We start from the raw sequence: 20,830 nt of genomic DNA, 5'->3' as shown, positions 1-20,830 counted from the left end.
ATACAAGAGGAGATTTCCGTGACGTCCGAGGTCCGAACCGACGCTGTCGACGCCGTCGTCCTGGTCGGGGGCAAGGGCACGCGCCTGCGTCCACTGACCCTTTCGGCACCGAAGCCGATGCTCCCGACAGCCGGGACGCCCTACCTGAGCCACCTGTTCTCCCGCATCCGCGAGGCCGGGATCCGGCACGTCGTGCTGGGCACGAGCTACCGTGCGGAGGTGTTCGAGGAGTACTTCGGCGACGGCAAGTCGATCGGTCTGGACCTCGAGTACGTCGTCGAGGAGGAGCCGCTCGACACGGCGGGCGCCATCCGCAACGTCCACGACAAGCTGCGCGCCGACCACGTGATCGTCTTCAACGGCGACATCATCTCCGGCTCCGACCTCGGCGAGCAGCTGCGGGTGCACCGCGAGTCCGAGGCCGACGTCACGCTGCACCTGCAGCGCGTGCCCGACCCGAGCCGGTTCGGCTCGGTGCCGACCGACGAAACCGGCCGCGTCCAGGCGTTCCTGGAGAAGACGCCGAACCCGCCGACCGACCAGATCAACGCCGGCTGCTACGTCTTCCGCCGCCCGGTGATCGAGGCCATCCCCGCCGGCCGCCGGGTTTCGGTCGAGCGCGAGACGTTCCCGCAGCTGCTGGAGCAGGGCGCGCACATCCAGGGCTTCGTCGACGCCTCCTACTGGCTGGACGTCGGCACGCCGGAGGCGTTCGTGCGCGGGTCGGCCGACCTGGTGCGCGGCGTGGCGCCGACGTCGGCGCTGCCCGGCCGGCCCGGCGACTTCCTGGTGCTCGACGGCGCTTCCGTCGCCGAAGACGCCCACCTGTGCGGTGGTTCGACCATCGGCGGCGGCGCGGTGGTGGGTTCGGGCGCGAAGATCGACGGCTCGGTGCTGTTCGACGGCGCGGCCGTCTCCGAAGGCGCGATCGTCGAGCGCTCGGTGCTCGGGCACGGCGCGCGGGTCGGCGCGGGCGCGGTGCTGCGCGGGGTGGTCCTGGGCGACGGCGTGTCCGTCGGCGCCGGCTGCGAGCTGCTGGACGGCGCCCGGATCTGGCCGGACACCGTGCTGCCCGACGGTTCCGTCCGCTTCTCGAGCGACGCGTAGCGATGTTCTGGCGTCCCGCGTTCGAGGTCGACTTGGGCAGTGTCCTGAGTCCGCTGAAGCGCGGGCGCGGGTCGCTCAACATCCTCACCGACGAGCGCGGGATCACCTGGCTCGCGTCGAACACGCCGGAGGGCCCGGGCACCCTCGCCCTGCGCAAGCTGACCGACGGCCGCATCGAGGCGGCGGCCTGGGGCGACGGCGCGGACCGGCTGCTCACCGGCGTCCCGGCGCTGCTGGGGGCCGACGACGACGATTCGGAGTTCGTCGCGCACCACGACGTCGTCGCGCGCGCCCGCCGCGAGAACCCGGGGCTGCGGCTCGGGGCGACCGGGGTGGTGTGGGACTGGCTGGTGCTGGCGGTGCTGGAGCAGAAGGTGGCCGGCAAGGAGGCGATCCGGTCGTGGGCCGAGCTGTGCCGCCGGTTCGGCACGCCGGCGCCCGGACCGGGGCCGGAGCGGCTGCGCGTGCCGCCGACGCCGGTGGCGCTGCGGTCACTGCCGGACTGGCACTGGCACCGCGCGGGCGTCGACATCAAGCGGCGCACGGCGTTGCTGAACGCGGCGCGGGTGGCCGGTCACCTGGAGCGGGCGGTCGAGCTGCGCGGGCTGGCGGGACGCCACCTGCTGCGGACGGTCCCGGGCATCGGGGTGTGGACGGCGGCGGAGATCGCCCAGCGCGCATGGGGCGACCCGGACGCGGTCAGCTTCGGCGACTACAACATCCCGTCGATGGTGGGGAACGCCGTGCTGGGCGTGAAACTCGACGACGCGGGGATGGCGGAGGTGCTGGCGCCGTACGCACCGCAGCGGCAGCGGGCGGTGCGGTACCTGGAGACGGCGGGACACCGACGGCCACGCTTCGGGCCGCGCATCGAGCTGCGCGACTACCGCGCCATGTGACGCTGGCTTTCGGTACTGGGGCGTCGGCCGGCTTGGGAAAGCGGCGCGCGATCTCCCGCTGGGGGAGGCTGGCTGGGTGTGAGGAAGCTTCCTCTGGGGAGGCTGGCCGCGCGTGGGGAAGCTCCCCGCCGCGGGGGAAGGCTCGCCGCGTGCGGGGAAGGACCCGGCCGGGGAGGGCTGGCCGCGTGCGGGGAGGCTCCCGCTGGGAAGGCTGGCCGCTGCGGGGGAAGACTCGCCGGGTGCGGGAAGCTCCCCACCGGGAGAAGGCTCGCGTATGAGGGGAAGCTCCCGCCGGGGAAGGCTGGCCGCCCGTGGGGAAGCTCCCCACCGCGCGGGGAAGCTCCCCTCCGCCGCGGGGAGGCTCGCCGCGTGCGGGAGGGCTTACTGCTGCGGGGGATAGCCGCCCTGCTGGGGCGGGAAGCCTTGCTGGGGCGGGTAACCGGGTTGCTGGGGCGGGTAACCGGGCTGCTGCTGCCCCGGGTAGCCCTGCTGCGGCGGGTAACCCGGCTGCTGCTGCGGCGGGTACTGCTGCGGGTAACCCTGCTGGGGCGGATATCCCGGGTACTGCTGCGGCGGGTACGGCGGCTGCTTCGGCTTGTTCATGTTGATGATCAGCAGCACCGCTCCGGTGAGGCCCCCGAGCACCACCACGATGATCAGCAGCATCAGCACGCTCACGATCAGTTCTTCCCCTCGTCGAGTGCGGCCCGGGCGATCGCGAGCGCTTCCGCGTCGTCCAAACCCAGTTTGCGGGTCAGCGCAGCGTAATCCGCCGCGGCCTGCTGGGCGCGGCGGCGGCTCTGGTCGCCCGCCGCCGCGACGAAGCTGCCCGCCCGGCCGCGCGTCTCGATCAGCCCGGCCTCCTCCAGCTCGCGGTACGCGCGGGCGACCGTGTTCGGCGCGATGCCGAGGTCGGCCGCCAGGGCGCGGACCGTGGGCAGCTTCGTGCCGACCGGCAGGCTCCGGTCGTTGATCCGCGTCGCGAGCCCGGACCGCACCTGCTCGAACGGCGGGACCGGGGACGCGCTGTCGAAGGGGATGATCACCAGCTCTGCGGACCCGCTCCCGGGCCCGGCGGCCGCTGCCCGTACGGCCCCTGCGGAACCGGCTGCGAAGGCGGGAAGCCCGGCTGCTGCGGAACCGGTTGCGACGGCGGGAACCCGGCCTGCGGCCCCGGCGCGTACCCCGGCGGCGGGTACGCCTGCTGCTGGAACCCCGCCGGCGGGAACCCTTGCTGCGGCGGGAAGTTCTGCTGCGGCGGGAACTGCCCGCTCTGCTTCATCGCCTCTTCGCGGCGCATCTTCGACACCCGCACCGCCACGACGATCACGAACACGATGATCGCCAGGATCAGCAGGCCGACGACGATGTAGCCGAACACCCCGTCGCCGCCGCCCCCTCTCGAGTGGTAGTGCACGCGCTGCGGAAACTGCGTAGCCATGTGGTCCCTCCCTGTCCACACCCAGGCTAGTGCCCGGCACCGACAGGAACGGCCGCTTTCACCAGATCGGCGAGATCCTCCGACCCCGCGGGCAGCGCGTCGACCGGCCACCACCGCAGGTCGTCGGACTCGTCGCTGCGCACCGGCGAAGCCCCCGCCGGGGCGTGCACCGCGAACCGGACGTCGAAGTGCCGCGTCGGCACCCCGAGCGAGCACGTGATCGGGTGGACGTCGAGGTGCACCGGCTCGGGGACGATCCGCAGCCCGGCCATCCCGGACTCCTCGGTCGCCTCCCGCAGCGCCGCGTCGGCCAGCGAAGCGTCCGCCGGTTCACAGTGCCCGCCGAGCTGCAGCCACCGGCCGACCCGCGGGTGCAGGGTCAGCAGCACCCGGGTCCCGGTGTGGTCCAGCACCACCGCCGACGCCGTGAGGTGCCCGGCCGCGCACGACCGCCGACACGAGTCCTCGCGCGCCGCGAGGAACCCGAGGAACGCCTGGCGCAGCGACTCCTGGGCAGCGAGGGCAGGCCGCCACGCACCCAGCGTCGCGACGGCTTCCGCGTGCAGGCTCACAGCTCCAGCAGCCCCTCTCCGGGCGTGATCGGCCCGCGCGGGCCGGGGTCGGACGCCGGCACGCCGATCGCCACCGAACCCAGCGGCTGCCACCGCTCGTCGAGGCCCAGGACGTCCCGGACGATGTCGGCGGCGAAGATCGTCGACCCGATCCAGCACGAGCCGAGCCCCTCGGCCGCCAGCGAGACCAGCAGGCCCTGCACCGCGGCGCCGCCGGCGACGGTGAACATCGTCTTCTCGCAGTCGTTGCGGCGCTCGTCGCGGTAGGTGTGCGCGCCGTCCGGGACCAGGAACGGGATGACGACTTCCGGGGCCCGGTAAAGGATGTCGCCGCGGCTGAGCCGCTTCGCGATCTGCTCCGGCGTGAACTCGTCGCCTTCGAGGTCGGCCCGCCAGGACTCGCGCATCGCGTCGAGGAGCTTGTGCCGCAGGCCGGCGTCGCGCAGCCAGACGAACCGCACCGGGTGCGTGTGGTGCGGCGCGGGCGCGGTCAGCGCGGACGCCACCGCCCGGCGCATCGCGGCGGGGTCGACGGGCTCGTCCGCGAACTGCCGCACCGACCGCCGCGACGGGACGGCCGCGCGCCGCCCCTGCTCGATGGCCTCGTTCGTGCCCAGCCGGAAGAGGTCCTCGTCGAGCGGGCGGACCAGGTTCCGGGCCGTCGAGCCGTCGTCGAAGATGTCGAGCCCGCGCACGACCGCGACCGGCGTCCCGCCGAGCTTGCCCTTGACCAGGTCGGCGGCCGCGGCCAGCTCGTCGGCGACCGCGACCTCGGTGACGGCCAGCTCGTTGCCCTGCCCGTCGACTTCGCCGCGGTAGGCGTGCAGCACGCGCAGGCCGGAGGAGCCGATCGCGGCGTCGGTCTGCCCGACCCGCCACGCGCGGCCCATCGTGTCCGTGACGACCACGGCGACCTCGACGCCGAGCCGCTCGCGCAGGCCGTTGCGCAGGGCCAGCGCCGACGCGTCCGGGTCGGCCGGCAGCAGCGCGACCTCGTCGCCCTCGACGTTCGACGCGTCGATGCCCGACGCCGCCTGCACGATCCCGAGGTGGTTCTGGGTGATCACCGTGCGCGCGATCCGCGCGACGACCCGGATCGCCTCGCGCTCGACGAGCTTGCGGCGTTCGGCGTCGCGGACCTCGGGGTCGGCGGGCACCTTGACGAGCCTGCCCTCGGCCTTCGAGACGATCTTGCTGGTCACGACCAGGACGTCACCCGAGCGCAGCCACGGCGCGGCCTTGACGATCGCGCCGGTCAGGTCGTCGCCGGGGCGGAACTCCGGCAGCCCGGTGACGGGCAGGATCTCGATCTTGGGGGAGGCGTGGTCAGGCAACGGGGGCTCCAGCCAGCTCGAGGGCGGCGCGGGCCATCGCCGCGGTCGCGTCCACATCGGACATCAGCAGCGGCACGTCGCGGACGGTCACGCCCGGCACGTCCGCCGTCTCGCCTTCGGCGATCAGCCAGCCGTCGAGGACACCGTCGTCCTTGCGGGAGCCGTAGTGCCGGCCCACCGCCTCCGCCGACGTCTCGACGCCGATCGCGGTCAGGCACGCGTCGGCCATCCCGCGCAGCGCCTTGCCGCCGATGATCGGCGACACCCCGACGACACCGGCGGACGTCTTGCGCAGCGCGTCCCGGACTCCCGGCACGCCCAGCACGGTCCCGACCGAGACGACCGGGTTCGACGGCGCGAACAGGACGGCGTCCGCGTCCTTGATCGCGTCGAGCACACCCGGCGCGGGCTTGGCCTCGTCGGCCCCGACCGCGACGATCGAGTGCGCCTTCGGCTCGGCGCGGTAGCGCACCCACCACTCCTGGAAGTGGATCGCCTTCTGCTGGCCGTCCTGCTCCGGGTCGTCGATCACGACGTGCGTCTCGACGCGGTCGTCGGACATCGGCAGCAGCCGGACGCCGGGCTGCCAGCGGTCGCACAATGCCTCGGTCACCGCCGAGAGCGGGTAGCCCGCGCGCAGCATCCGCGACCGGATCAGGTGGGTGGCGATGTCCTTGTCGCCGAGGCCGAACCACGTCGGCTCGGCCCCGTAGGCGGCCAGCTCCTCCTTGACGACCCAGGTCTCGCCCGAGTGCCCCCAGCCGCGTTCCTTGTCGATGCCACCACCGAGCGTGTACATGCAGGTGTCCAGGTCGGGACAGATCCGCAGGCCATGCATCCAGACGTCGTCACCGGTGTTGACCAGCGCCGTCACCTCGTGCCCGGACTCGGAGGCACCTTCCGGTGCCATGCCCAGCGCTGCCTTGACACCCAGCAGGAAGCGGGCCCCGCCCACTCCGCCGACCACTACCACGATCTTCACGACGTCGAATCCTCGCACGAGCCGGGTGCGGGCACCCAGTACCGGTATCTGTGGTGCGGGGCGTAGCCGAGCCCCGCGTAGAGCGCGAGCGCGCCCGCGTTCCCCTCCGCCACCTGCAACACCGCGTGGCCGGCCCCGTGTTCCACGCCCCACGTGTGCAGGGCGCCCATCAGCGCTTTCGCGAGCCCGCGGCGGCGGAACGCGGGGGCGACCTCCAGGCGGCCGATGTGCAGCCAGCCGTCGACCAGTGCCCCGCGGACGACGCCGGCGGTGACGCCGTCGGCCGTCGCGACGCCGTAGCCGACCTTCCCGCCGGTCAGGACGCTGCGGGCGGCCGGGGTGTCCTCCCCGGGACCGAGCGTCAGCTCCCACCACGCCGGCGTCGGCTCGTCGTGCACCTCGACGCCGTCGACCGGGGACGTGCCGGTCAGCGGGGTGGTGAGCACGACGACCTCGTGGCCGCGGTGGTGGCGCGTCGCCTGGGACCAGCCCTTGGCGACGACCGCGTGCTCGTTGGGGCTGTCGCGGATCACCTGCACCATCGGCTGGATCCCCCGAGCGTGGGCGAAGTCACACACCGCGCGCAGGGCGTCGGGGACCGGCAGGCCGGGGTCGCCGACCGCGAGCGCGCTGTTCGCGCGGCCCGTGAAGCCCCCTGCCCAGCGCAGCCGCCAGTCGTTCAGGGGTTCCTCGACCAGCGGCGGCCATGCTCTGCTGCAGACGATTTCGAGCGCTTCACGTGCGTTCACGACTAGATTGTGACCGAGGCCGTGAAAGGCGCGGAGCGGATTTATCCAGGAGGTGGCCGTGGGCATCCAGCGCAAGGACGAGCGGCACAACGAGAAGCTCGTCGACGAGATCTCCGAGGGGTTCAACCGCGCCGTGGGGGAGAAGAAGGACGAGACCGAGGCGCCCAAACCGCGCTTCGTCATCACCGGCGACGCCCGGGCCACCCCGCCCCCGCGCCGTCGGCAGAGGTGAGCGCCATACCCCGGGTATGGCTAAGGCTTGCCTCACCAACCGAACGGGTGGCCGAACCGCGTAGTGTCGGCCACGACTGGCTGTTTGCAGAGAAAAGCAGGAGTGCGCAGTGACCTACGTGATCGCCGAGCCCTGCGTCGACGTGCTCGACAAGGCGTGTATCGACGAGTGCCCCGTGGACTGCATCTACGAGGGCGAGCGGATGCTGTACATCCACCCGGACGAGTGCGTCGACTGCGGCGCCTGCGAGCCGGTCTGCCCGGTCGAGGCGATCTACTACGAGGACGACGTCCCGGACAACTGGTCGGACTACACCAAGGCCAACGTCGACTTCTTCGACGAGCTGGGCTCGCCCGGCGGCGCCTCCAAGGTGGGCAAGACCGCGCACGACCCGGCGTTCATCAAGGCGCTGCCCCCGCAGGGCGAATGAGCCCGGTCGCGCTGCCCGACTTCCCCTGGGATTCGCTCGCCGAGGTCAAGGCCAAGGCGCAGGCGCATCCCGGCGGGGTGGTCGACCTCTCCATCGGCACGCCGGTCGACCCGGTCCCGGCCGGCATCCGCGACGCGCTCGCGTCGGTCTCGGAGATCCCGGGCTACCCGACCACGCACGGCATCCCGGCCCTGCGCGCGGCGGCCATCGCCGCCCTCGGCCGGCGGCACGGCGTCACCGGCATCGAGCCGGACGCGGTGCTGCCGACGATCGGGTCGAAGGAGGCCGTGGCCTGGCTGCCGCGCCTGCTCGGCTTCGGCCCGGGCGACCTCGTCGTCATCCCGGAGCTGGCGTACCCGACGTACGAGGTCGGGGCGCTCCTGGCGGGCGCGTCGATCCTGCGTGCCGACAGCACGGTCGCGCTCGGCCCGCAGCGACCGGCGATGATCTGGCTGAACTCGCCGTCCAACCCGACCGGCAAGGTGTTGCCGGTCGAGCACCTGCGCAAGGTCGTCGAATGGGCCCGCGAGCGCGACGTCGTGGTGGTGTCCGACGAGTGCTACCTGGCGCTCGGCTGGGAGACGTCCCCGCTGTCGGTCCTGCACCCGGACGTCAGCGGCGGCCGCACGGACGGCCTGATCGCGGTGCACTCGCTGTCCAAGTCGGCGAACCTGGCCAGCTACCGCGCCGGTTTCCTGACCGGTGACCCGCGGCTGATCAAGCAGCTGCTCGACGTCCGCAAGCACGCGGGCATGATCGTGCCGCGCCCGGTCCAGGAGGCGATGGTCGCCGCTCTGACCGACGACGAGGCACTGGCCGCCCAGCGCGAACGGTACGCCCGGCGCCGGCTGTCGCTGCGGAAGGCGTTGCAGGACAACGGTTTCCGCATCGACCACTCCGAAGCGGGCCTGTACCTGTGGGCGACCAGGGACGAAGACGCGCCGGCGACGGTCGAGTGGCTGGCCGACCGCGGGATCCTGGTGGCGCCGGGAACGTTCTACGGGCCGAAGGGCGGCAAGCACGTCCGGGTCGCGCTCACGGCGACCGACGAGCGCGTCGATGCCGCCGTGGAGCGGCTCACTCAGTAGTCCCGGCCCGTGAAGCCTCGGTAGACGAACCGGGTGAGCGCCTCGATCGCCTCTTCGTCTGTCGGGGGTGTCCACCCGGCCGGTACCGGGTCGAGCAGCCACATCTGCGCGAAGCTGTCCACCAGCTGGTACATCATCGCGATCGACAGCTCCGTGCTCGCCGGCAACCGCAGCCCGGCCGCCGTCACCTGGGCGAGGTGCCCGTTCAGGTCCGCCGCCTGCCTCGCGCCGAAGCTCGCCATCGTGCGGGCGAACGCCTCGTTCACCATCGCCGCCTGGCGCAGCGCCTGCATCGTCGACGCGTGCTCCTTGTAGAAGTCCCAGTACTGGGCCACGTGCCAGCGCACCGCCGCCGGGTCGCTGAAGTCGGACAGGTGGCCCTCGGACAGCGCGCTTTCGTCGCCTGACGCCGCGATGTCGCCCAGGAGCGACTCGAGCAGCTCCTCCTTGCCCGCGAAGTGGTTGTAGAACGACCCCGCGGCCCGGCCCGCCTCGGCGGTGATGTCCGTGATCTTCGTGTTCAGGTAGCCCTTGCGCGCGAACACGCGGCGGGCGGCCGCCTTCAGCGCGGCCTCGGTCTCCGCGGCCTTCTCCTTGCGGTTCACCGGCACCTCCTTGACGCGGGACGCTAGCAGTGTCATTCTGAATTCAGATTCACTGAATTTCAATTCACTGGGAGGACGACATGGACACACGGGTGCTGATCGCGGGGGCGGGCCCGACCGGGCTGACGCTGGCCATCGAGCTGGCGCGGCGCGACGTCGCCGTGCGGATCGTCGACAAGGCCGAGACCTTCTTCGTCGGCTCGCGCGGTGACGGGCTGCAGCCGCGGACCCTGGAGGTCTTCGAGGACCTCGGCGTGCTGGACGCGGTGCTGGCGCGGGGCGCCGCGCCGGTGCCGATGCAGGTCCACGTCGGCGGCGAGGTCGTCGACGAGCGGATGATGTTCGACCTGGTCGACCCGACGCCGGACAAGCCGTACCCGACCGGCTGGTTCATCGGCCAGTCGCAGACCGAGGGGATCCTGCGCGACCGGCTGGCCGAGTTCGGCGTCCACGTCGAACTGGCCACCGCGCTGGCCGGCTTCGAGCAGGACGCCGACGGCGTGACGGCCACGCTGAGCACCGGCGAGACCGTCCGCGCCGAGTACCTCGTCGGTGCCGACGGCGGCAAGAGCTTCGTCCGCAAGACGCTGGGGATCGCGTTCGAGGGCACGACGGACGAGTCGATCCGGATGCTGCTCGGCGACGTCCACGCCGAAGGCCTCGACCGCGCTTACGGGCACTGGTTCGGCGACGCGGAAAACCCGATGCGCGGCATGATGTTCAGCCCGCTGCCGGGTACGCCGTGGTTCCAGTTCGGCTCGGCCCTCGGCGACGGCGACCTCGACGCCGAGACGGCGCTGCCGGCGATCCAGGCCCGCCTCGACGCGCTGAGCGGCGGCGGGATCACGCTGTCGGACCTGGCGTGGTCGACGGTGTGGCGGCCGAACGTGCGGCTGGCCGAGCGGTTCCGCGCCGGGCGGGTGTTCCTGGCCGGCGACTCCGCGCACGTCCACCCGCCGACCGGGGGCCAGGGCCTGAACACCGGCGTCCAGGACGCCTACAACCTGGGCTGGAAGCTCGCGGACGGCGCACCCGAGCTGCTCGACAGCTACGAGGCCGAGCGCCGGACGGTGGCGGCGCGGGTGCTGGGGGTCTCGACCGGGCTGATGCAGAAGTACGTCGACGGCGACGAGGACGCCCACCGGCGCGGCGAGGAGACGCAGCAGCTGGACATCAGCTACCGCGGCGGCCCGCTGGCCCCGGCCGGCGACGGCGCGCTCCGGCCGGGCGACCGGGCGCCGGATTCGCCGCTGGCCGCGTCGGACGGCACCCGGGTCCGGCTGTTCGAGCTGTTCCGCGGCCCGCACGCGACCCGGCTGGTGTTCGGCGACGGCGAGCTGGGGGAGCACGCGTACCGGATCTTGCCTGCCGGGAGCGCGCCGACGCCGGGTGCGCTGGTCGACGAGGGTGGCCACGCGTACGCGGCCTACGACGTGAAGCCGGGGAGCGAGGTGCTGGTGCGTCCGGACGGGTACGTCTGGGCAGTCTCCCGCGGCTTGTCGTGAGTGTTCAGGGCGGTTAGAACCGCCCTCAACACTCACGACCGGTGGGCCTGCCAGGTCAGGCGTGCAGGGCTTTCGCGGCCTTGTCGACCTTGGCCCACGCGTCCCGCCAAGCCGCGCGGGCCTCGGCGCGGCGGGCCAGCTCGCGCTCGGCGATCCGGCCGGCGACGAACCCCAGCTCGCCGTCCGCGGTCGCCAGGACCGTGCGCATCCGCTCGGCCGCGAGCACCGCGTCCTGGTGGTCGCCCAGCACCGTCTGGAAGTCCCTCGTCGCCTTGATCAGCTTCTTGATCCGCTTGGCGCGCTTCTTCTTCGCCGACGGCTGGGCCAGCTCCGCCGCGTACCGCAGTTTCTTGCCGTGGATGCGCAACGCGTGCAGGTCGTCGTCCGGCGGGTCGGCCGGCAGCGCGCGGACCGCCTTGGCCAGCTTGCGGTGCGGCTTCGCCAGCCCGGTCACCAGGTCGTGCGGCTCGGCGGGCGCCTCGCCGGAGGCCCGGGTCAGCAGGCTGACCTCCCGCAGCAACGTCGAATACCGCGCGCTCGACAGCGCCCGCGTCAGCCGCCGCTTCGCCGCCGCGCGCTCGGTGACGAAGCGGGACACCAGCCGGCGGCCGGCCGGCTGGTCGCGGACCTCGAAGTCGGCGATGACCTCGCGCAGGTGCCCGATCAGGACGTCGTGGTCGCGCACCTCGCCGAGGGACTGCCCGAGCCAGCCCAGCTCCGCGCGCACCGGCTCGGCGCCGTCCCCGACCAGCCGCCCGGACAGCTTCAGCACGCTGCGCATCCGCCGCAGGGCGACGCGCATCTGGTGCAGGTCCTCGGGGTCGGCGCCGGAGCGCGTCCCGGCTTCGTGCGCGAGCAGGGCGCGGATCTCCCGGTCGAGCTTGGCGCGCACGTGGTGGACCGCCGGATCCGCCGGGCCCACCTCGACCGGGAGTTCCGGCAGCCCCAGCTCGGCCGGGGAACGAGGCAACGATTCGGTGGTCACCTCATGAATACTAAGTGAACGACCAGTCTCAGTCGTTCGCGTGCAGCATCGAGTTCAGCTCGACGCCGGCGCCGGTCCGCGGCACGACCTCGACCGCGCCGGTCGCCGAGTTGCGGCGGAAGACCGCTCCCGAAATGCCGTTGAGCTCGCGCGCCTTGACGACCTTGCCCTCGACGACGACCTTCGTCCCGGCCGTGACGTACAGCCCGGCCTCGACGACCGTGTCGTCGCCCAGCGAGATCCCGACGCCGCCGTTCGCGCCGATCAGGCACCGCTCGCCCAGCGAGATCGTCTCCTTGCCGCCGCCCGAGAGCGTGCCCATGATCGACGCGCCACCGCCGACGTCCGAGCCGTCGCCGACGACCACGCCCGCCGAGATCCGGCCCTCGACCATGGACGCGCCGAGCGTGCCGGCGTTGAAGTTAACGAAGCCCTCGTGCATGACCGTCGTGCCGGACGCCAGGTGGGCGCCGAGCCGGACGCGGTCCGCGTCGCCGATCCGAACGCCGGACGGCATCACGTAGTCGACCATCCGCGGGAACTTGTCGACGCTGTAGACGGTCACCGGACCGCGCGCCCGCAGCCGCAGCCGGGTCGTCTCGAAGCCCTCGACCGGGCACGGGCCGTGGTTGGTCCACACGACGTTGGCCAGCAGGCCGAACATGCCGTCGAGGTTCTGGCCGTGCGGCCGGACCAGCCGGTGCGAGAGCAGGTGCAGCCGCAGGTACATGTCGTGCGTGTCGGCCGGGGCGTCGGCCAGCTTGCCGATCGTGGTCCGGACGGCGACGACCTCGACCCCGCGGTCGGTGTCCGGGCCGAGCAGCGCCGCCGCGGCCTCGCCGAGCAGCTCCTTGGCCTCGTCCGCGCTCAGGCGCTCGGTCCCGGCCGTGCCGCCTTCGGTCAGCTTCGGGTGCGGGTACCAGGTGTCGAGGACGGTCCCGTCGGTGGTGACGGTGGCCAGCCCGACGCCGCTGGCGCCGGTCGTTTCGGGGTTCGGGCTCTGCTCGCTCACGCCCGACACGGTAGTCGAGTGACGCGGATCAACCACTCGTGGGCCGGGCCGCCACCTGCTTCTTCAGGTCGCTGAGCGCGCCGGCGATGTCGACGAGCGCCTGGGTGCAGGGGCCGCCCGGATCGGGCACGGTCGTGCAGCCCGCGCTCCGGAAGGCTTTCACGGCGGTGTCGAGCTTGTCCGCTTCGGCGACGAGCTGCGGGTCGCGGTCGTCGGCGCGCTTGCGGGCCGAGCCGGGGACGTTGCCGACCTCCGTGACGTACTTCTCGCAGCCCTTCGGCAGCTGGGTGCGCGGGCTCGCGTAGCACTGGTCGACGGTCAGCGCGTCCAGCTTCGTCGGGAGCGCGTCCGGGCCCGGCTCGCCGCCCTGCTTGGGCGTCGGGCCCGCTTCGCCGCCGCAGCCGGACAGGACCAGGACCAGCACCGCGCCGCCCACGGCGACTCCGAACGTACGCACACCCTCACGGTAGCGTGCCGGGCATGAGCCTCGACCTGCACGCCGACCCCGTCGACCTGACCGCCGCGCTCGTGGACACCTTCAGCGTGTCCGGCTCGGAGGCCGAAATCGCGGCGGCGGTGCAGAAAGCGCTTCAGGAGCAGGCGTCCCACCTCGAGGTGGTCCGCAACGGCGACGCCGTCCTCGCGCGCACGAACCTCGGCCGCGCGTCGCGGGTCGTGCTCGCCGGGCACCTGGACACCGTGCCGGAGAACGGCAACCTGCCTTCGCGGCGGGAGGGCACCGGCGACGACGAGGTCCTGCACGGCCTCGGCACGGTCGACATGAAGGGCGGCGACGCGGTCTTCCTGCACCTCGCGGCGACGCTGCCCTCGCCGAGGCACGACGTCACGTTCATCTTCTACGACAACGAAGAAGTGGAAGCGGTCAAGAACGGCCTGGGCCGGATCGAGCGCGAGCTGCCGGAGTGGCTGGCGGGCGACCTGGCGATCGTCGGCGAGCCGTCGAACGGCGTGATCGAGGCCGGCTGCCAGGGCACCATGCGCGTCGAGCTGCGGCTGTCCGGCAAGCGCGCGCACACGGCGCGGGCGTGGATGGGGGAGAACGCGATCCACGCGCTGGCCGAGCCCCTGCGGCGGCTGGCGGAGTACGAGCCGCGGATCGTCGACATCGACGGGCTGACCTACCGCGAGGGCCTCCAGGCGACGTCGGTCAGCAGTGGGGTGGCGGGCAACGTGGTCCCGGATTCGGCGGTGCTGACGGTCAACCACCGCTTCGCGCCCGACCGCTCGCCGGAAGCGGCCGAGCGGCACGTGCGCGAGGTGTTCGACGGGTACGAACTGTCCGTTGTGGACATGTCGCCGGGAGCGCTGCCGGGCTTGTCGGCCCCGGCGGCGGCGGAGCTGGTGACGGCGGCGGGCGGCCGGGCGGCGGCCAAGCTGGGCTGGACGGACGTGGCCCGGTTCGCGGCGTTGGGCATGCCGGCGGTGAACTTCGGCCCGGGCAACCCGACGCTGGCGCACACGAAGCAGGAGAACGTCCGGACGGCGGAGATCCGCCAGGTCGCCGACGTCCTGCGCAAGTTCCTCAGCTGACGCTGTGGCCGTCGTCACATCCGGGTGTCCTGAGCTGCGGTGACGCTCAGCCATCGGGCGTCACCGCAACTTTTCGCGGTGCCGGGCCGTATTCCCCGGTGAAAGCCGCGCACCCGGGAGGACCCATGCCCAAAACCGCCAGACGGGCCGCGGCCGCCGCCGCGCTCGCCGTGGCTGTGGCCGCGGCCCTCACCGCCTGTGAGCAGCAGCCCGTCGCCGCTCCCGCGGCCGGGCCCGTCGTCATGGCCATCGGCGAAGCCACCTCCGTCCCGCCGCCGCCCGCCGATGCCGCGCCCGTCACCCAGGCCGCGCCCGTCGAAGTCGCCATCACGTTCCCGCGCACCGGCTCGGGGCAGTGGATGTTCACCCCGGGCAGCGCCGAGGTCGCGGGCACCCGGGGCAAGCTCATGCGCTACCGGATCGCCCTCGAGACCGACATCGACGGCGTCGGCCCCGCCGCCTTCGCGAAGCAGATCCGCGGCATCCTCGGCGACCCGCGCGGCTGGACCGGCGGCGGCGAGTGGCGGCTGCAGCAGGTCGGCCCGGACGACGACGCCGACTTCACCATCTACCTGGCCACCCCCGCCAGCCGCGACAAGCTGTGCGGCGGCACCGCGGACGGCTACACCTCCTGCCGCAACGGCAGCAACGTCGTGCTGAACGTCGCCCGCTGGGCCAACGCCGTGCCGAACTACGGCGCCCCGCTCGACGTCTACCGCCAGTACATGGTCACCCACGAGACCGGGCACCGGCTCGGCCACGGCCACGAGCTGTGCCCGGGCGCGGGCCGGCCGGCGCCGGTGATGGAGCAGCAGACGCTCGGGCTGCACGGCTGCGTCCCGAACCCCTGGCCGTTCCCGGACGGCAAGTCCTACGCCGGCCCGTCGGGCGAGTACGACGACCCGATCCCGGCCGGCGACTCCTAGCGGCCCTGTAACGACTTGACGTTGTTGCCGAACGTCCAGCCCTTCGAGCCGTCCCAGTTGACGGACCAGTCCATCAGGCCCTTCAGCCCCGGAACCGACCGCCACGCCTGGGAAACCAGGCTCGGCGCCAGGTACCCGCCACCGGCGCCGGGCTGCGCGGGCAGGCCCGGGACCTGCTTGTCGTACGGCACCCGGATCGTGGTTCCCTGCACGACCAGGCCGTTGTTCAGGCACTGCGTCTGCACGGTGAAGCCCTGCACGGTCCCGGCCTGGTACGAATCGCCGGAGCAGCCGTACATCGAGCCGTTGTAGTACTGCATGTTCAGCCACCACAGCCGGCCGTTGTCCGCGTACTTCTTGATGATCGGCAGGTACGCGCCCCAGATCGAGCCGTAGGTGATGCTGCCGCCGGTCACGTACGCCGTCTCCGGCGCCATGGTGAGCCCGAAGCCCGCCGGCATCTGCGCGAGCACGCCGTCGATGATCCGGATCAGGTTCGCCTGCGACGCCGAGAGCGTCTTGATGTTGCCGCTGCCGGTCAGCCCGGTCTCGATGTCGATGTCGATCCCGTCGAAGTTGTACTGCTTGAGGATCGGCACGACCGTGGCGACGAACCTGTCGGCCACCGTCGACGACGAGAGGTCGATGCCGGCCGCCGCGCCGCCGATGGACATCAGGATCGTCGCGCCCGCGGCCTTCGCCGCACACATCTCGGCGGGCGTGGACACCTTGACCCCGGCGTCCATCCCGTTCTCCCACAACACGGTCCCGTCGGACCGGATCACCGGGAAGGCGGCGTTGATGACGTTGTAGCCGTGCTGGGCCATGCGGGTGTCGGTGATCGGGATCCATCCCAGGCCCGGGTGGACGCCGTTCGCGGCGCCGTCCCAGTTCTCCCAGTAGCCCTGGAGGACCTTGCCCGCGGGCCGCGGTTTCACCGCGCACGTGTCGGCCTGCACCGCCCCCTGCGCGGGGGCCGACACGAGCAGCGGGACGGCCAAAGCCGCTGCCAGAAGGGTTCCGAACAGGCGGTTTCTGCGACCGGACATACCGATTCCCATCGTCGTTGAGGGCGAACGCGGCGTGTCCGCTCACGATATGGGCCGCGGGGAACCGGTGACTACCTACGAACGGGTGGTCTAGACAACCTGGGGCGCCCGGCGAAGGGCGCCCCAGGCCGGGGTCACACGGTCAGCGTCCAGGAGGACAGGTAGCCGGTGTCGGCCGGGCCGACGTCCCGGATCCGCAGCTGCCAGGCCCCGTTCGCGGCCTCCGAAGAAGCGTTGACGGTGTAGGTGGTGTCGAGGTTCGGCGTCGAGTCGCTGCTCGAATTCTTCAGCCGGTACGCCGTGCCGTCCGGGGCGACCAGGTCGATGACCAGGTCACCGCGGTAGGTGTGGGTGATGTGCACCTCGACCTTCGTGGTGCCGGACGCGTTGCGCGCGCAGCCGGCCACGTTCGCGGTGCTGTTCACCGCGCTCGCCGGGTAGTCCGGGATGTCGAGGCGCGTCGAGTTGGTCACCGGCGCGCACGACGACGTCCCGACGCCGAGCGAGAACGCCGCCGTGTGGTCGACGCTGGCGCCGTCGGCCGTCACGGTGATCGGGAACGTGCCGGTCGGGGTCGACGAGGAAGTCGAGATGGTCAGCGTCGAAGAGCCGCCGGACTGGATGGTGGCCGGGCTGAACGACGCCGTCGCGCCCGCGGGCAGGCCGGACGCCGACAGCGAGATGGACTGCGCGCTTCCGGACGTCGTGGTGGTGTTCACCGCGACCTGCAGCGACTGTCCCGGTTGGACGGTACCGGCCGTGGGGTTCAGCGCGACGGAGTAGTCGTTGCCCTGCGTCGTGGCGACGGCGAGCTTCCAGAGCGCGTACCCGATGGCGTCGGAGTTCTTCTCCAGCGGCGTGTCCGGGATGTTGGCCGTCGTGTCGCAGGCGCGGTGGTAGCAGTTGTCGAACGGCGACCCCGCGGTGCCGCCCCACTTCTGCGCCTGCGCCGAGCTCTTGATGTCGCCGGCGCCGGTGGCCAGGCCGCCGACCGGGATGCCCGCGCTCTTGAACGACGCGTGGTCGGACCGGCCGTCGCCTTCGCTGTCGCCCTCGGTCTGGATGCCGATCGAGGCGAAGTACTCGTCGAAGATCGCCTTGACCGAAGCGACGTCGTCGTAGACGAAGTAGCCCCAGTTCTTCGAGCCGATCATGTCGAAGTTGAGGTAGGTCTTGATCTTCGTGCGCTCGCTGCTCGGCAGGTTGTTGACGTAGTACTTGGAGCCGACCAGGCCGGACTCCTCGTCGGCCCACCAGGCGAACCGGACGCGCTTGGCCATCGCGGGGTTCGTGCGGGCCAGCGTCAGCGCGACTTCGAGGATCGACGCGCTGCCCGAGCCGTTGTCGTTGATGCCGGGGCCGGCACTCACGCTGTCGAGGTGCGCGCCGAGCATGATGACCTGGCTCGCGTCACCCTGCGGCCACTCGGCGATCAGGTTCTGCGACTGCCCGATGCAGCTGGTGCACGTCTGGCGGGTCGTCGTGTACCCCGCGTTCTTCAGCAGGTTTTCCACATAGGACACCGAGGCCGCGTACCCGCCGCCGCGCGGCGAACGCGTGCCGCCGTTGTTGTTGGCGATGGTCTGCAGCTGGTTGAGGTGGGTCTTGATGTTGGCCAGCGAGATGTCCGGCGCGGCGAGCGCCGTGGCGGGCGCGGCGGTCGCCGCGGGCACGGACACGACGCCCAAGACGGCGGCCAGGGCGGTGACCCCGGCTCCGAATCTGGTCTTCCACTTCATGGCGGTGAATTCCTTCGGTGGGGGTTGGGGACGACGCCCGTGAAGGCCGCACCTGGCGGGTGCGGCCTTCACGGGGTGGGGCGTGCTACACGGTCAACGTCCAGGAGGACAGGTAACCGGTGTCGGCGGGGCCGACGTCTCGGATGCGGAGCTGCCACGCGCCGTTCGCGGCTTCCGAAGAAGCGTTGACGGTGTAGGTGGTGTCGAGGTTCGGGGTGGCGTCGCTGCTGGAGTTCTTCAGCCGGTAGGCGGTGCCGTCGGGCGCGACCAGGTCGATGACCAGGTCACCGCGGTAGGTGTGGGTGATGTGCACCTCGACCTTCGTGGTGCCGGACGCGTTGCGCGCGCAGCCGCTGACGGTGCTGGTGCTGGACACCGCGCTCGCCGGGTAGTCCGGGATGTTCAGCCGCGTCGAGTTGGTCACCGGGGCGCACGACGACGTCGTCCCGACGCTCAGCGTGTACTGCGCCGTGTGGTCGGTGCTGGCGCCGTCGGCGGTGATGGTGACCGGGAAGCTGCCGGTCGGGGTCGACGCGGAAGTCGCGATCGTCAGCGTCGAAGAGCCACCGGACTGGATCGTGGCCGGGGTGAACGTCGCGGTCGCGCCGGCCGGGAGACCGGACGCCGACAGCGTGATCGACTGCGCCGCGCCGGAGGTGATCGCGGTGCTGATCGTGGTGGTGGCCGACGCACCCGGCTGCACCGAACCCGAAGCCGGGTTCAGCGCGACGGAGAAGTCCGGTCCGCCGCCGCTGCACGAGGTCGGCTCACCGCTGACGGTGGTGACGGAGACGGCGTCCCACGCGGCCTTGGTGGCGTTGTACTCGGTGCAGCTGCCCGGGAAGAGCGCGATCGCGGCTTCGAGGGTCGCCTTGCGGGCGGCCTTGTGGTTCCACGACGAGGTCTTCTTCAGCAGTCCGTTGTAGAAGATCTTGCCGGCCTTCTGGATGCCGACGCCGGTGACGCTGGAGCCGTTGCAGGTCGGGCTGGACGGCTTGCCACCGCCCGGGTTCGAGCCCTCGGCCAGCAGGTAGAACCAGTGGTTCTGCGGGCCGGCGGCCGCGTGCACCTCGGTGCTCGGGATCGACGACGAGTAGCAGTTCGGATCGCCGACCTTGGACGGCTGGTACATGTAGCGGATCGGGCCCTGGCCGACGAGGTTGACGCCCTCGCCGACCTCGTAGTCCGGGGTGTCCTTGGCGTTGTTGGCGTACGCCTCGGTCAGCGCGCCGAAGATGTCGCCGGTCGACTCGTTCATGCCGCCGTTCTCGTTGCCGGAACCGGCACCGCCCGGGGTGAACTGGAAGATGCCGTGGCCGAACTCGTGGCCGACGACGTCCATCGAGGTGGCTTGGCGCTGGTTGTCCTGCGAGTGGCCGAAGTGCGTCGAGGAACCGTTCCAGTAGGCGTTGACGTCGTTGAGGCCGACGGACGCCGGGTAGCCGGTGCCGCTGCCGTTGATGCCGTTGCGGCCGAGCCAGTCGGCGAGCATCTTCCACTCGGTCTGGACGCTGTAGAGGACGTCGACGCAGCCGGTCTCGAGGTCCGTGCCGGAGCCGTTGCCCCAGTTGTTGTCCGGTCCACTGTAGACGGAGCCGCCCTCGCGGCCGCAGCTGATACCGGTGCGGCCGGGGTCGCGCAGCGTGTAGGTGCTGCCGGACTGTGTGGTGTCGATGGAGACGTTGCCGACGTAGTAGCTGTTGCCGGTGCCGGCGACGTTCACCGTGCTCGGCTGGGCCTGGGTCCGCGCGCCCGAGGAGAACGTCTTGACGTCGTCCCGCTGGTCGAGCACCGCGCCGGTCGCCGCGTCGACGAACACGTGCAGGTTGCTCGGCGCGGTCGCGGTACGCCCGGCGACGACGACCTCGTAGGCCAGCTTCGGGTTCGCCCCGGCCAGCACGACCTTTTCCGGCGTGCTCACACTGTCCACAGTGGGCAGTTGAGCGCGCGCGGTGGCCGCGGCCTTCGCGGCGTCGACCAGCGCCCGGGTCCCGACCGTGATCGGGGCGGTGGAAGCGGCTTCGGTGCCGCGGACGCGGCCGGCCCCGTCGGCGACGACGACCGCGTCGCCGCCCACGACCCGCAGGCCCTGGTAGGTGCGCTGGTAGGCGCCGTAGAAGAGCCCACCGCCGCCGGCGGTGAGACCGACGCGCTGGAACGACTCGGCGGGGCCGCGCTTGAGCGCGTCGAGCCCACTGGCGGCCGCTTGGTCGGCGGCGCGAGCGGCGGCGACGTCCGGGGCGGCGGGCTGGGCCGCCGGAGTCGCGCTCGCCGGGGCCACCGGCAGCGCGAGCGACATGGCGAGCCCGGCGGCGGCCGCCAAGCCCGTTCTGAACCCACGATGGGTCATCGAGGTCAACCTTTCCACGAAGGATGGTTGTGGCGAAGGAAAAGGGGGACGTGTCCCGGGGATCAACAGCAGGTATGCGTCCGGACGCATCCGAGTAAAGGATCAGTGGTTCCGGGCGTCAATGCGCCGAACGGACCAACACCGCGTTCCGGATTCGCCGGTCAATTCGTACAAACCCCGCTGGTGCTGGGGATTCGCCACGCATTCCGCGCCGGAACGACTTTCGTAGGGACTGTCCCGGACACCATCCGAACGCCGGACGATCTCGATCATC

Annotated in this window: 22 protein-coding genes; 8 read left to right on the top strand and 14 right to left on the bottom strand. The window is 72.0% G+C overall.

Annotated elements, in window-relative coordinates; translation table 11 throughout:
- Positions 1-18: 18 nt before the first annotated feature.
- Positions 19-1,107, top strand: coding sequence for an NDP-sugar synthase (locus AB0J40_RS31455; protein ID WP_364460062.1), 1,089 nt, complete (start codon positions 19-21; stop codon positions 1,105-1,107).
- 2 nt (positions 1,108-1,109) lie between these two features.
- Positions 1,110-2,006 (top strand): DNA-3-methyladenine glycosylase 2 family protein, encoded by an 897-nt coding sequence (locus AB0J40_RS31450; protein ID WP_364460059.1) that lies wholly within the window; start codon positions 1,110-1,112, stop codon positions 2,004-2,006.
- Between the two features lie 381 nt (positions 2,007-2,387).
- Here AB0J40_RS31450 and AB0J40_RS31445 read toward each other — a convergent pair whose 3' ends face one another.
- The 7 genes from AB0J40_RS31445 to AB0J40_RS31415 are packed head-to-tail and all read right to left on the bottom strand — an operon-like array spanning position 2,388 to position 7,084.
- Complete coding sequence (locus tag AB0J40_RS31445) at positions 2,388-2,684, bottom strand: hypothetical protein (protein WP_364460056.1); 297 nt, start codon at positions 2,682-2,684, stop codon at positions 2,388-2,390.
- A gap of 2 nt (positions 2,685-2,686) precedes the next feature.
- A complete protein-coding gene (locus tag AB0J40_RS31440; RefSeq protein ID WP_364460053.1) occupies positions 2,687-3,052 on the bottom strand; it encodes a GntR family transcriptional regulator in 366 nt (121 codons plus the stop codon).
- Entirely contained in the window at positions 3,049-3,447 is a 399-nt protein-coding gene (locus tag AB0J40_RS31435) for a hypothetical protein (protein ID WP_364460050.1), read from the bottom strand. The genes AB0J40_RS31440 and AB0J40_RS31435 overlap by 4 nt, the downstream gene beginning before the upstream one ends.
- Positions 3,448-3,473: 26 nt before the next feature.
- Complete coding sequence (locus AB0J40_RS31430) at positions 3,474-4,019, bottom strand: NUDIX domain-containing protein (RefSeq protein ID WP_364460047.1); 546 nt, start codon at positions 4,017-4,019, stop codon at positions 3,474-3,476.
- Positions 4,016-5,353 (bottom strand): coenzyme F420-0:L-glutamate ligase, encoded by a 1,338-nt coding sequence (locus AB0J40_RS31425; RefSeq protein ID WP_364460044.1) that lies wholly within the window; start codon positions 5,351-5,353, stop codon positions 4,016-4,018. Before AB0J40_RS31425 ends, AB0J40_RS31430 begins: the two co-directional genes overlap by 4 nt.
- Positions 5,346-6,335, bottom strand: coding sequence for a 2-phospho-L-lactate transferase (gene cofD, locus AB0J40_RS31420; protein WP_364460041.1), 990 nt, complete (start codon positions 6,333-6,335; stop codon positions 5,346-5,348). Before cofD ends, AB0J40_RS31425 begins: the two co-directional genes overlap by 8 nt.
- On the bottom strand, positions 6,332-7,084 hold the full coding sequence (locus tag AB0J40_RS31415; protein ID WP_364460038.1) for a GNAT family N-acetyltransferase: 753 nt from the start codon (positions 7,082-7,084) through the stop codon (positions 6,332-6,334). The genes cofD and AB0J40_RS31415 overlap by 4 nt, the downstream gene beginning before the upstream one ends.
- Positions 7,085-7,142: 58 nt before the next feature.
- Here AB0J40_RS31415 and AB0J40_RS31410 point away from each other — a divergent pair, with 58 nt between their 5' ends.
- The 3 genes from AB0J40_RS31410 to dapC all read left to right on the top strand — a co-directional run bounded on the left by AB0J40_RS31410 (position 7,143) and on the right by dapC (position 8,834).
- Positions 7,143-7,316, top strand: a complete 174-nt coding sequence (locus tag AB0J40_RS31410; protein ID WP_364460035.1) for a hypothetical protein — start codon at positions 7,143-7,145, stop codon at positions 7,314-7,316.
- A gap of 109 nt (positions 7,317-7,425) precedes the next feature.
- On the top strand, positions 7,426-7,746 hold the full coding sequence (gene fdxA, locus AB0J40_RS31405) for a ferredoxin (protein WP_003083029.1): 321 nt from the start codon (positions 7,426-7,428) through the stop codon (positions 7,744-7,746).
- The gene (gene dapC, locus AB0J40_RS31400) at positions 7,743-8,834 is read left to right on the top strand and encodes a succinyldiaminopimelate transaminase (protein WP_364460032.1); all 1,092 of its coding nucleotides are present in this window, start codon (positions 7,743-7,745) and stop codon (positions 8,832-8,834) included. The genes fdxA and dapC overlap by 4 nt, the downstream gene beginning before the upstream one ends.
- On the opposite strand, the gene AB0J40_RS31395 is transcribed toward dapC, so the two are convergent.
- On the bottom strand, positions 8,828-9,475 hold the full coding sequence (locus tag AB0J40_RS31395) for a TetR/AcrR family transcriptional regulator (protein WP_364460029.1): 648 nt from the start codon (positions 9,473-9,475) through the stop codon (positions 8,828-8,830). The genes dapC and AB0J40_RS31395 overlap by 7 nt on opposite strands.
- A gap of 44 nt (positions 9,476-9,519) precedes the next feature.
- Here AB0J40_RS31395 and AB0J40_RS31390 point away from each other — a divergent pair, with 44 nt between their 5' ends.
- Positions 9,520-10,944 (top strand): FAD-dependent monooxygenase, encoded by a 1,425-nt coding sequence (locus tag AB0J40_RS31390; protein WP_364460026.1) that lies wholly within the window; start codon positions 9,520-9,522, stop codon positions 10,942-10,944.
- A 55-nt stretch (positions 10,945-10,999) separates the two neighbouring features.
- Here the strand turns inward: AB0J40_RS31390 and AB0J40_RS31385 are convergent, their stop codons facing one another.
- From AB0J40_RS31385 to AB0J40_RS31375, 3 genes are read right to left on the bottom strand one after another with little or no spacing between them, the layout of a single operon-like run.
- Positions 11,000-11,929, bottom strand: a complete 930-nt coding sequence (locus AB0J40_RS31385) for a CHAD domain-containing protein (RefSeq protein WP_364460023.1) — start codon at positions 11,927-11,929, stop codon at positions 11,000-11,002.
- Between the two features lie 28 nt (positions 11,930-11,957).
- Positions 11,958-12,941 (bottom strand): 2,3,4,5-tetrahydropyridine-2,6-dicarboxylate N-succinyltransferase, encoded by a 984-nt coding sequence (dapD, locus tag AB0J40_RS31380; protein ID WP_364460020.1) that lies wholly within the window; start codon positions 12,939-12,941, stop codon positions 11,958-11,960.
- A gap of 28 nt (positions 12,942-12,969) precedes the next feature.
- Complete coding sequence (locus AB0J40_RS31375) at positions 12,970-13,377, bottom strand: hypothetical protein (protein ID WP_364460499.1); 408 nt, start codon at positions 13,375-13,377, stop codon at positions 12,970-12,972.
- Between the two features lie 44 nt (positions 13,378-13,421).
- Here AB0J40_RS31375 and dapE point away from each other — a divergent pair, with 44 nt between their 5' ends.
- Together dapE and AB0J40_RS31365 are read left to right on the top strand one after the other, a co-directional pair.
- Positions 13,422-14,492, top strand: coding sequence for a succinyl-diaminopimelate desuccinylase (gene dapE / locus AB0J40_RS31370; protein ID WP_364460017.1), 1,071 nt, complete (start codon positions 13,422-13,424; stop codon positions 14,490-14,492).
- Positions 14,493-14,617: 125 nt separating this feature from the next.
- Positions 14,618-15,418 carry a DUF3152 domain-containing protein gene (locus tag AB0J40_RS31365; RefSeq protein WP_364460014.1) on the top strand — a complete coding sequence of 267 codons (801 nt, stop codon included), beginning with the start codon at positions 14,618-14,620 and terminating at the stop codon, positions 15,416-15,418.
- On the opposite strand, the gene AB0J40_RS31360 is transcribed toward AB0J40_RS31365, so the two are convergent.
- The 3 genes from AB0J40_RS31360 to AB0J40_RS31350 all read right to left on the bottom strand — a co-directional run bounded on the left by AB0J40_RS31360 (position 15,415) and on the right by AB0J40_RS31350 (position 20,556).
- Complete coding sequence (locus tag AB0J40_RS31360; protein WP_364460011.1) at positions 15,415-16,467, bottom strand: chitinase; 1,053 nt, start codon at positions 16,465-16,467, stop codon at positions 15,415-15,417. The genes AB0J40_RS31365 and AB0J40_RS31360 overlap by 4 nt on opposite strands.
- A 134-nt stretch (positions 16,468-16,601) precedes the next feature.
- On the bottom strand, positions 16,602-18,206 hold the full coding sequence (locus AB0J40_RS31355) for a M28 family metallopeptidase (RefSeq protein WP_364460008.1): 1,605 nt from the start codon (positions 18,204-18,206) through the stop codon (positions 16,602-16,604).
- An 85-nt stretch (positions 18,207-18,291) separates the two neighbouring features.
- Positions 18,292-20,556: a M4 family metallopeptidase gene (locus tag AB0J40_RS31350; protein WP_364460005.1), complete on the bottom strand. Its 2,265-nt coding sequence runs from the start codon at positions 20,554-20,556 to the stop codon at positions 18,292-18,294.
- Between the last annotated feature and the right edge of the window lie 274 nt (positions 20,557-20,830).

Origin of the sequence: Amycolatopsis sp. NPDC049691, assembly GCF_040675005.1 — a bacterium.
Taxonomy (GTDB): Bacteria; Actinomycetota; Actinomycetes; order Mycobacteriales; family Pseudonocardiaceae; genus Amycolatopsis.
This window is presented reverse-complemented; position numbering and strand designations above follow the sequence as displayed.

Bases quoted from the DNA above. Each gene is read 5' to 3' on its own strand.
- AB0J40_RS31355 (WP_364460008.1), bottom strand. From the start codon at position 18,206: ATGAAGTGGAAGACCAGATTCGGAGCCGGGGTCACCGCCCTGGCCGCC.
- AB0J40_RS31395 (WP_364460029.1), bottom strand. From the start codon at position 9,475: ATGACACTGCTAGCGTCCCGCGTCAAGGAGGTGCCGGTGAACCGCAAG.
- AB0J40_RS31435 (WP_364460050.1), bottom strand. From the start codon at position 3,447: ATGGCTACGCAGTTTCCGCAGCGCGTGCACTACCACTCGAGAGGGGGC.
- AB0J40_RS31450 (WP_364460059.1), top strand. From the start codon at position 1,110: ATGTTCTGGCGTCCCGCGTTCGAGGTCGACTTGGGCAGTGTCCTGAGT.
- AB0J40_RS31365 (WP_364460014.1), top strand. From the start codon at position 14,618: ATGCCCAAAACCGCCAGACGGGCCGCGGCCGCCGCCGCGCTCGCCGTG.
- AB0J40_RS31390 (WP_364460026.1), top strand. From the start codon at position 9,520: ATGGACACACGGGTGCTGATCGCGGGGGCGGGCCCGACCGGGCTGACG.
- dapE (WP_364460017.1), top strand. From the start codon at position 13,422: ATGAGCCTCGACCTGCACGCCGACCCCGTCGACCTGACCGCCGCGCTC.
- AB0J40_RS31350 (WP_364460005.1), bottom strand. From the start codon at position 20,556: ATGACCCATCGTGGGTTCAGAACGGGCTTGGCGGCCGCCGCCGGGCTC.
- AB0J40_RS31360 (WP_364460011.1), bottom strand. From the start codon at position 16,467: ATGTCCGGTCGCAGAAACCGCCTGTTCGGAACCCTTCTGGCAGCGGCT.
- dapC (WP_364460032.1), top strand. From the start codon at position 7,743: ATGAGCCCGGTCGCGCTGCCCGACTTCCCCTGGGATTCGCTCGCCGAG.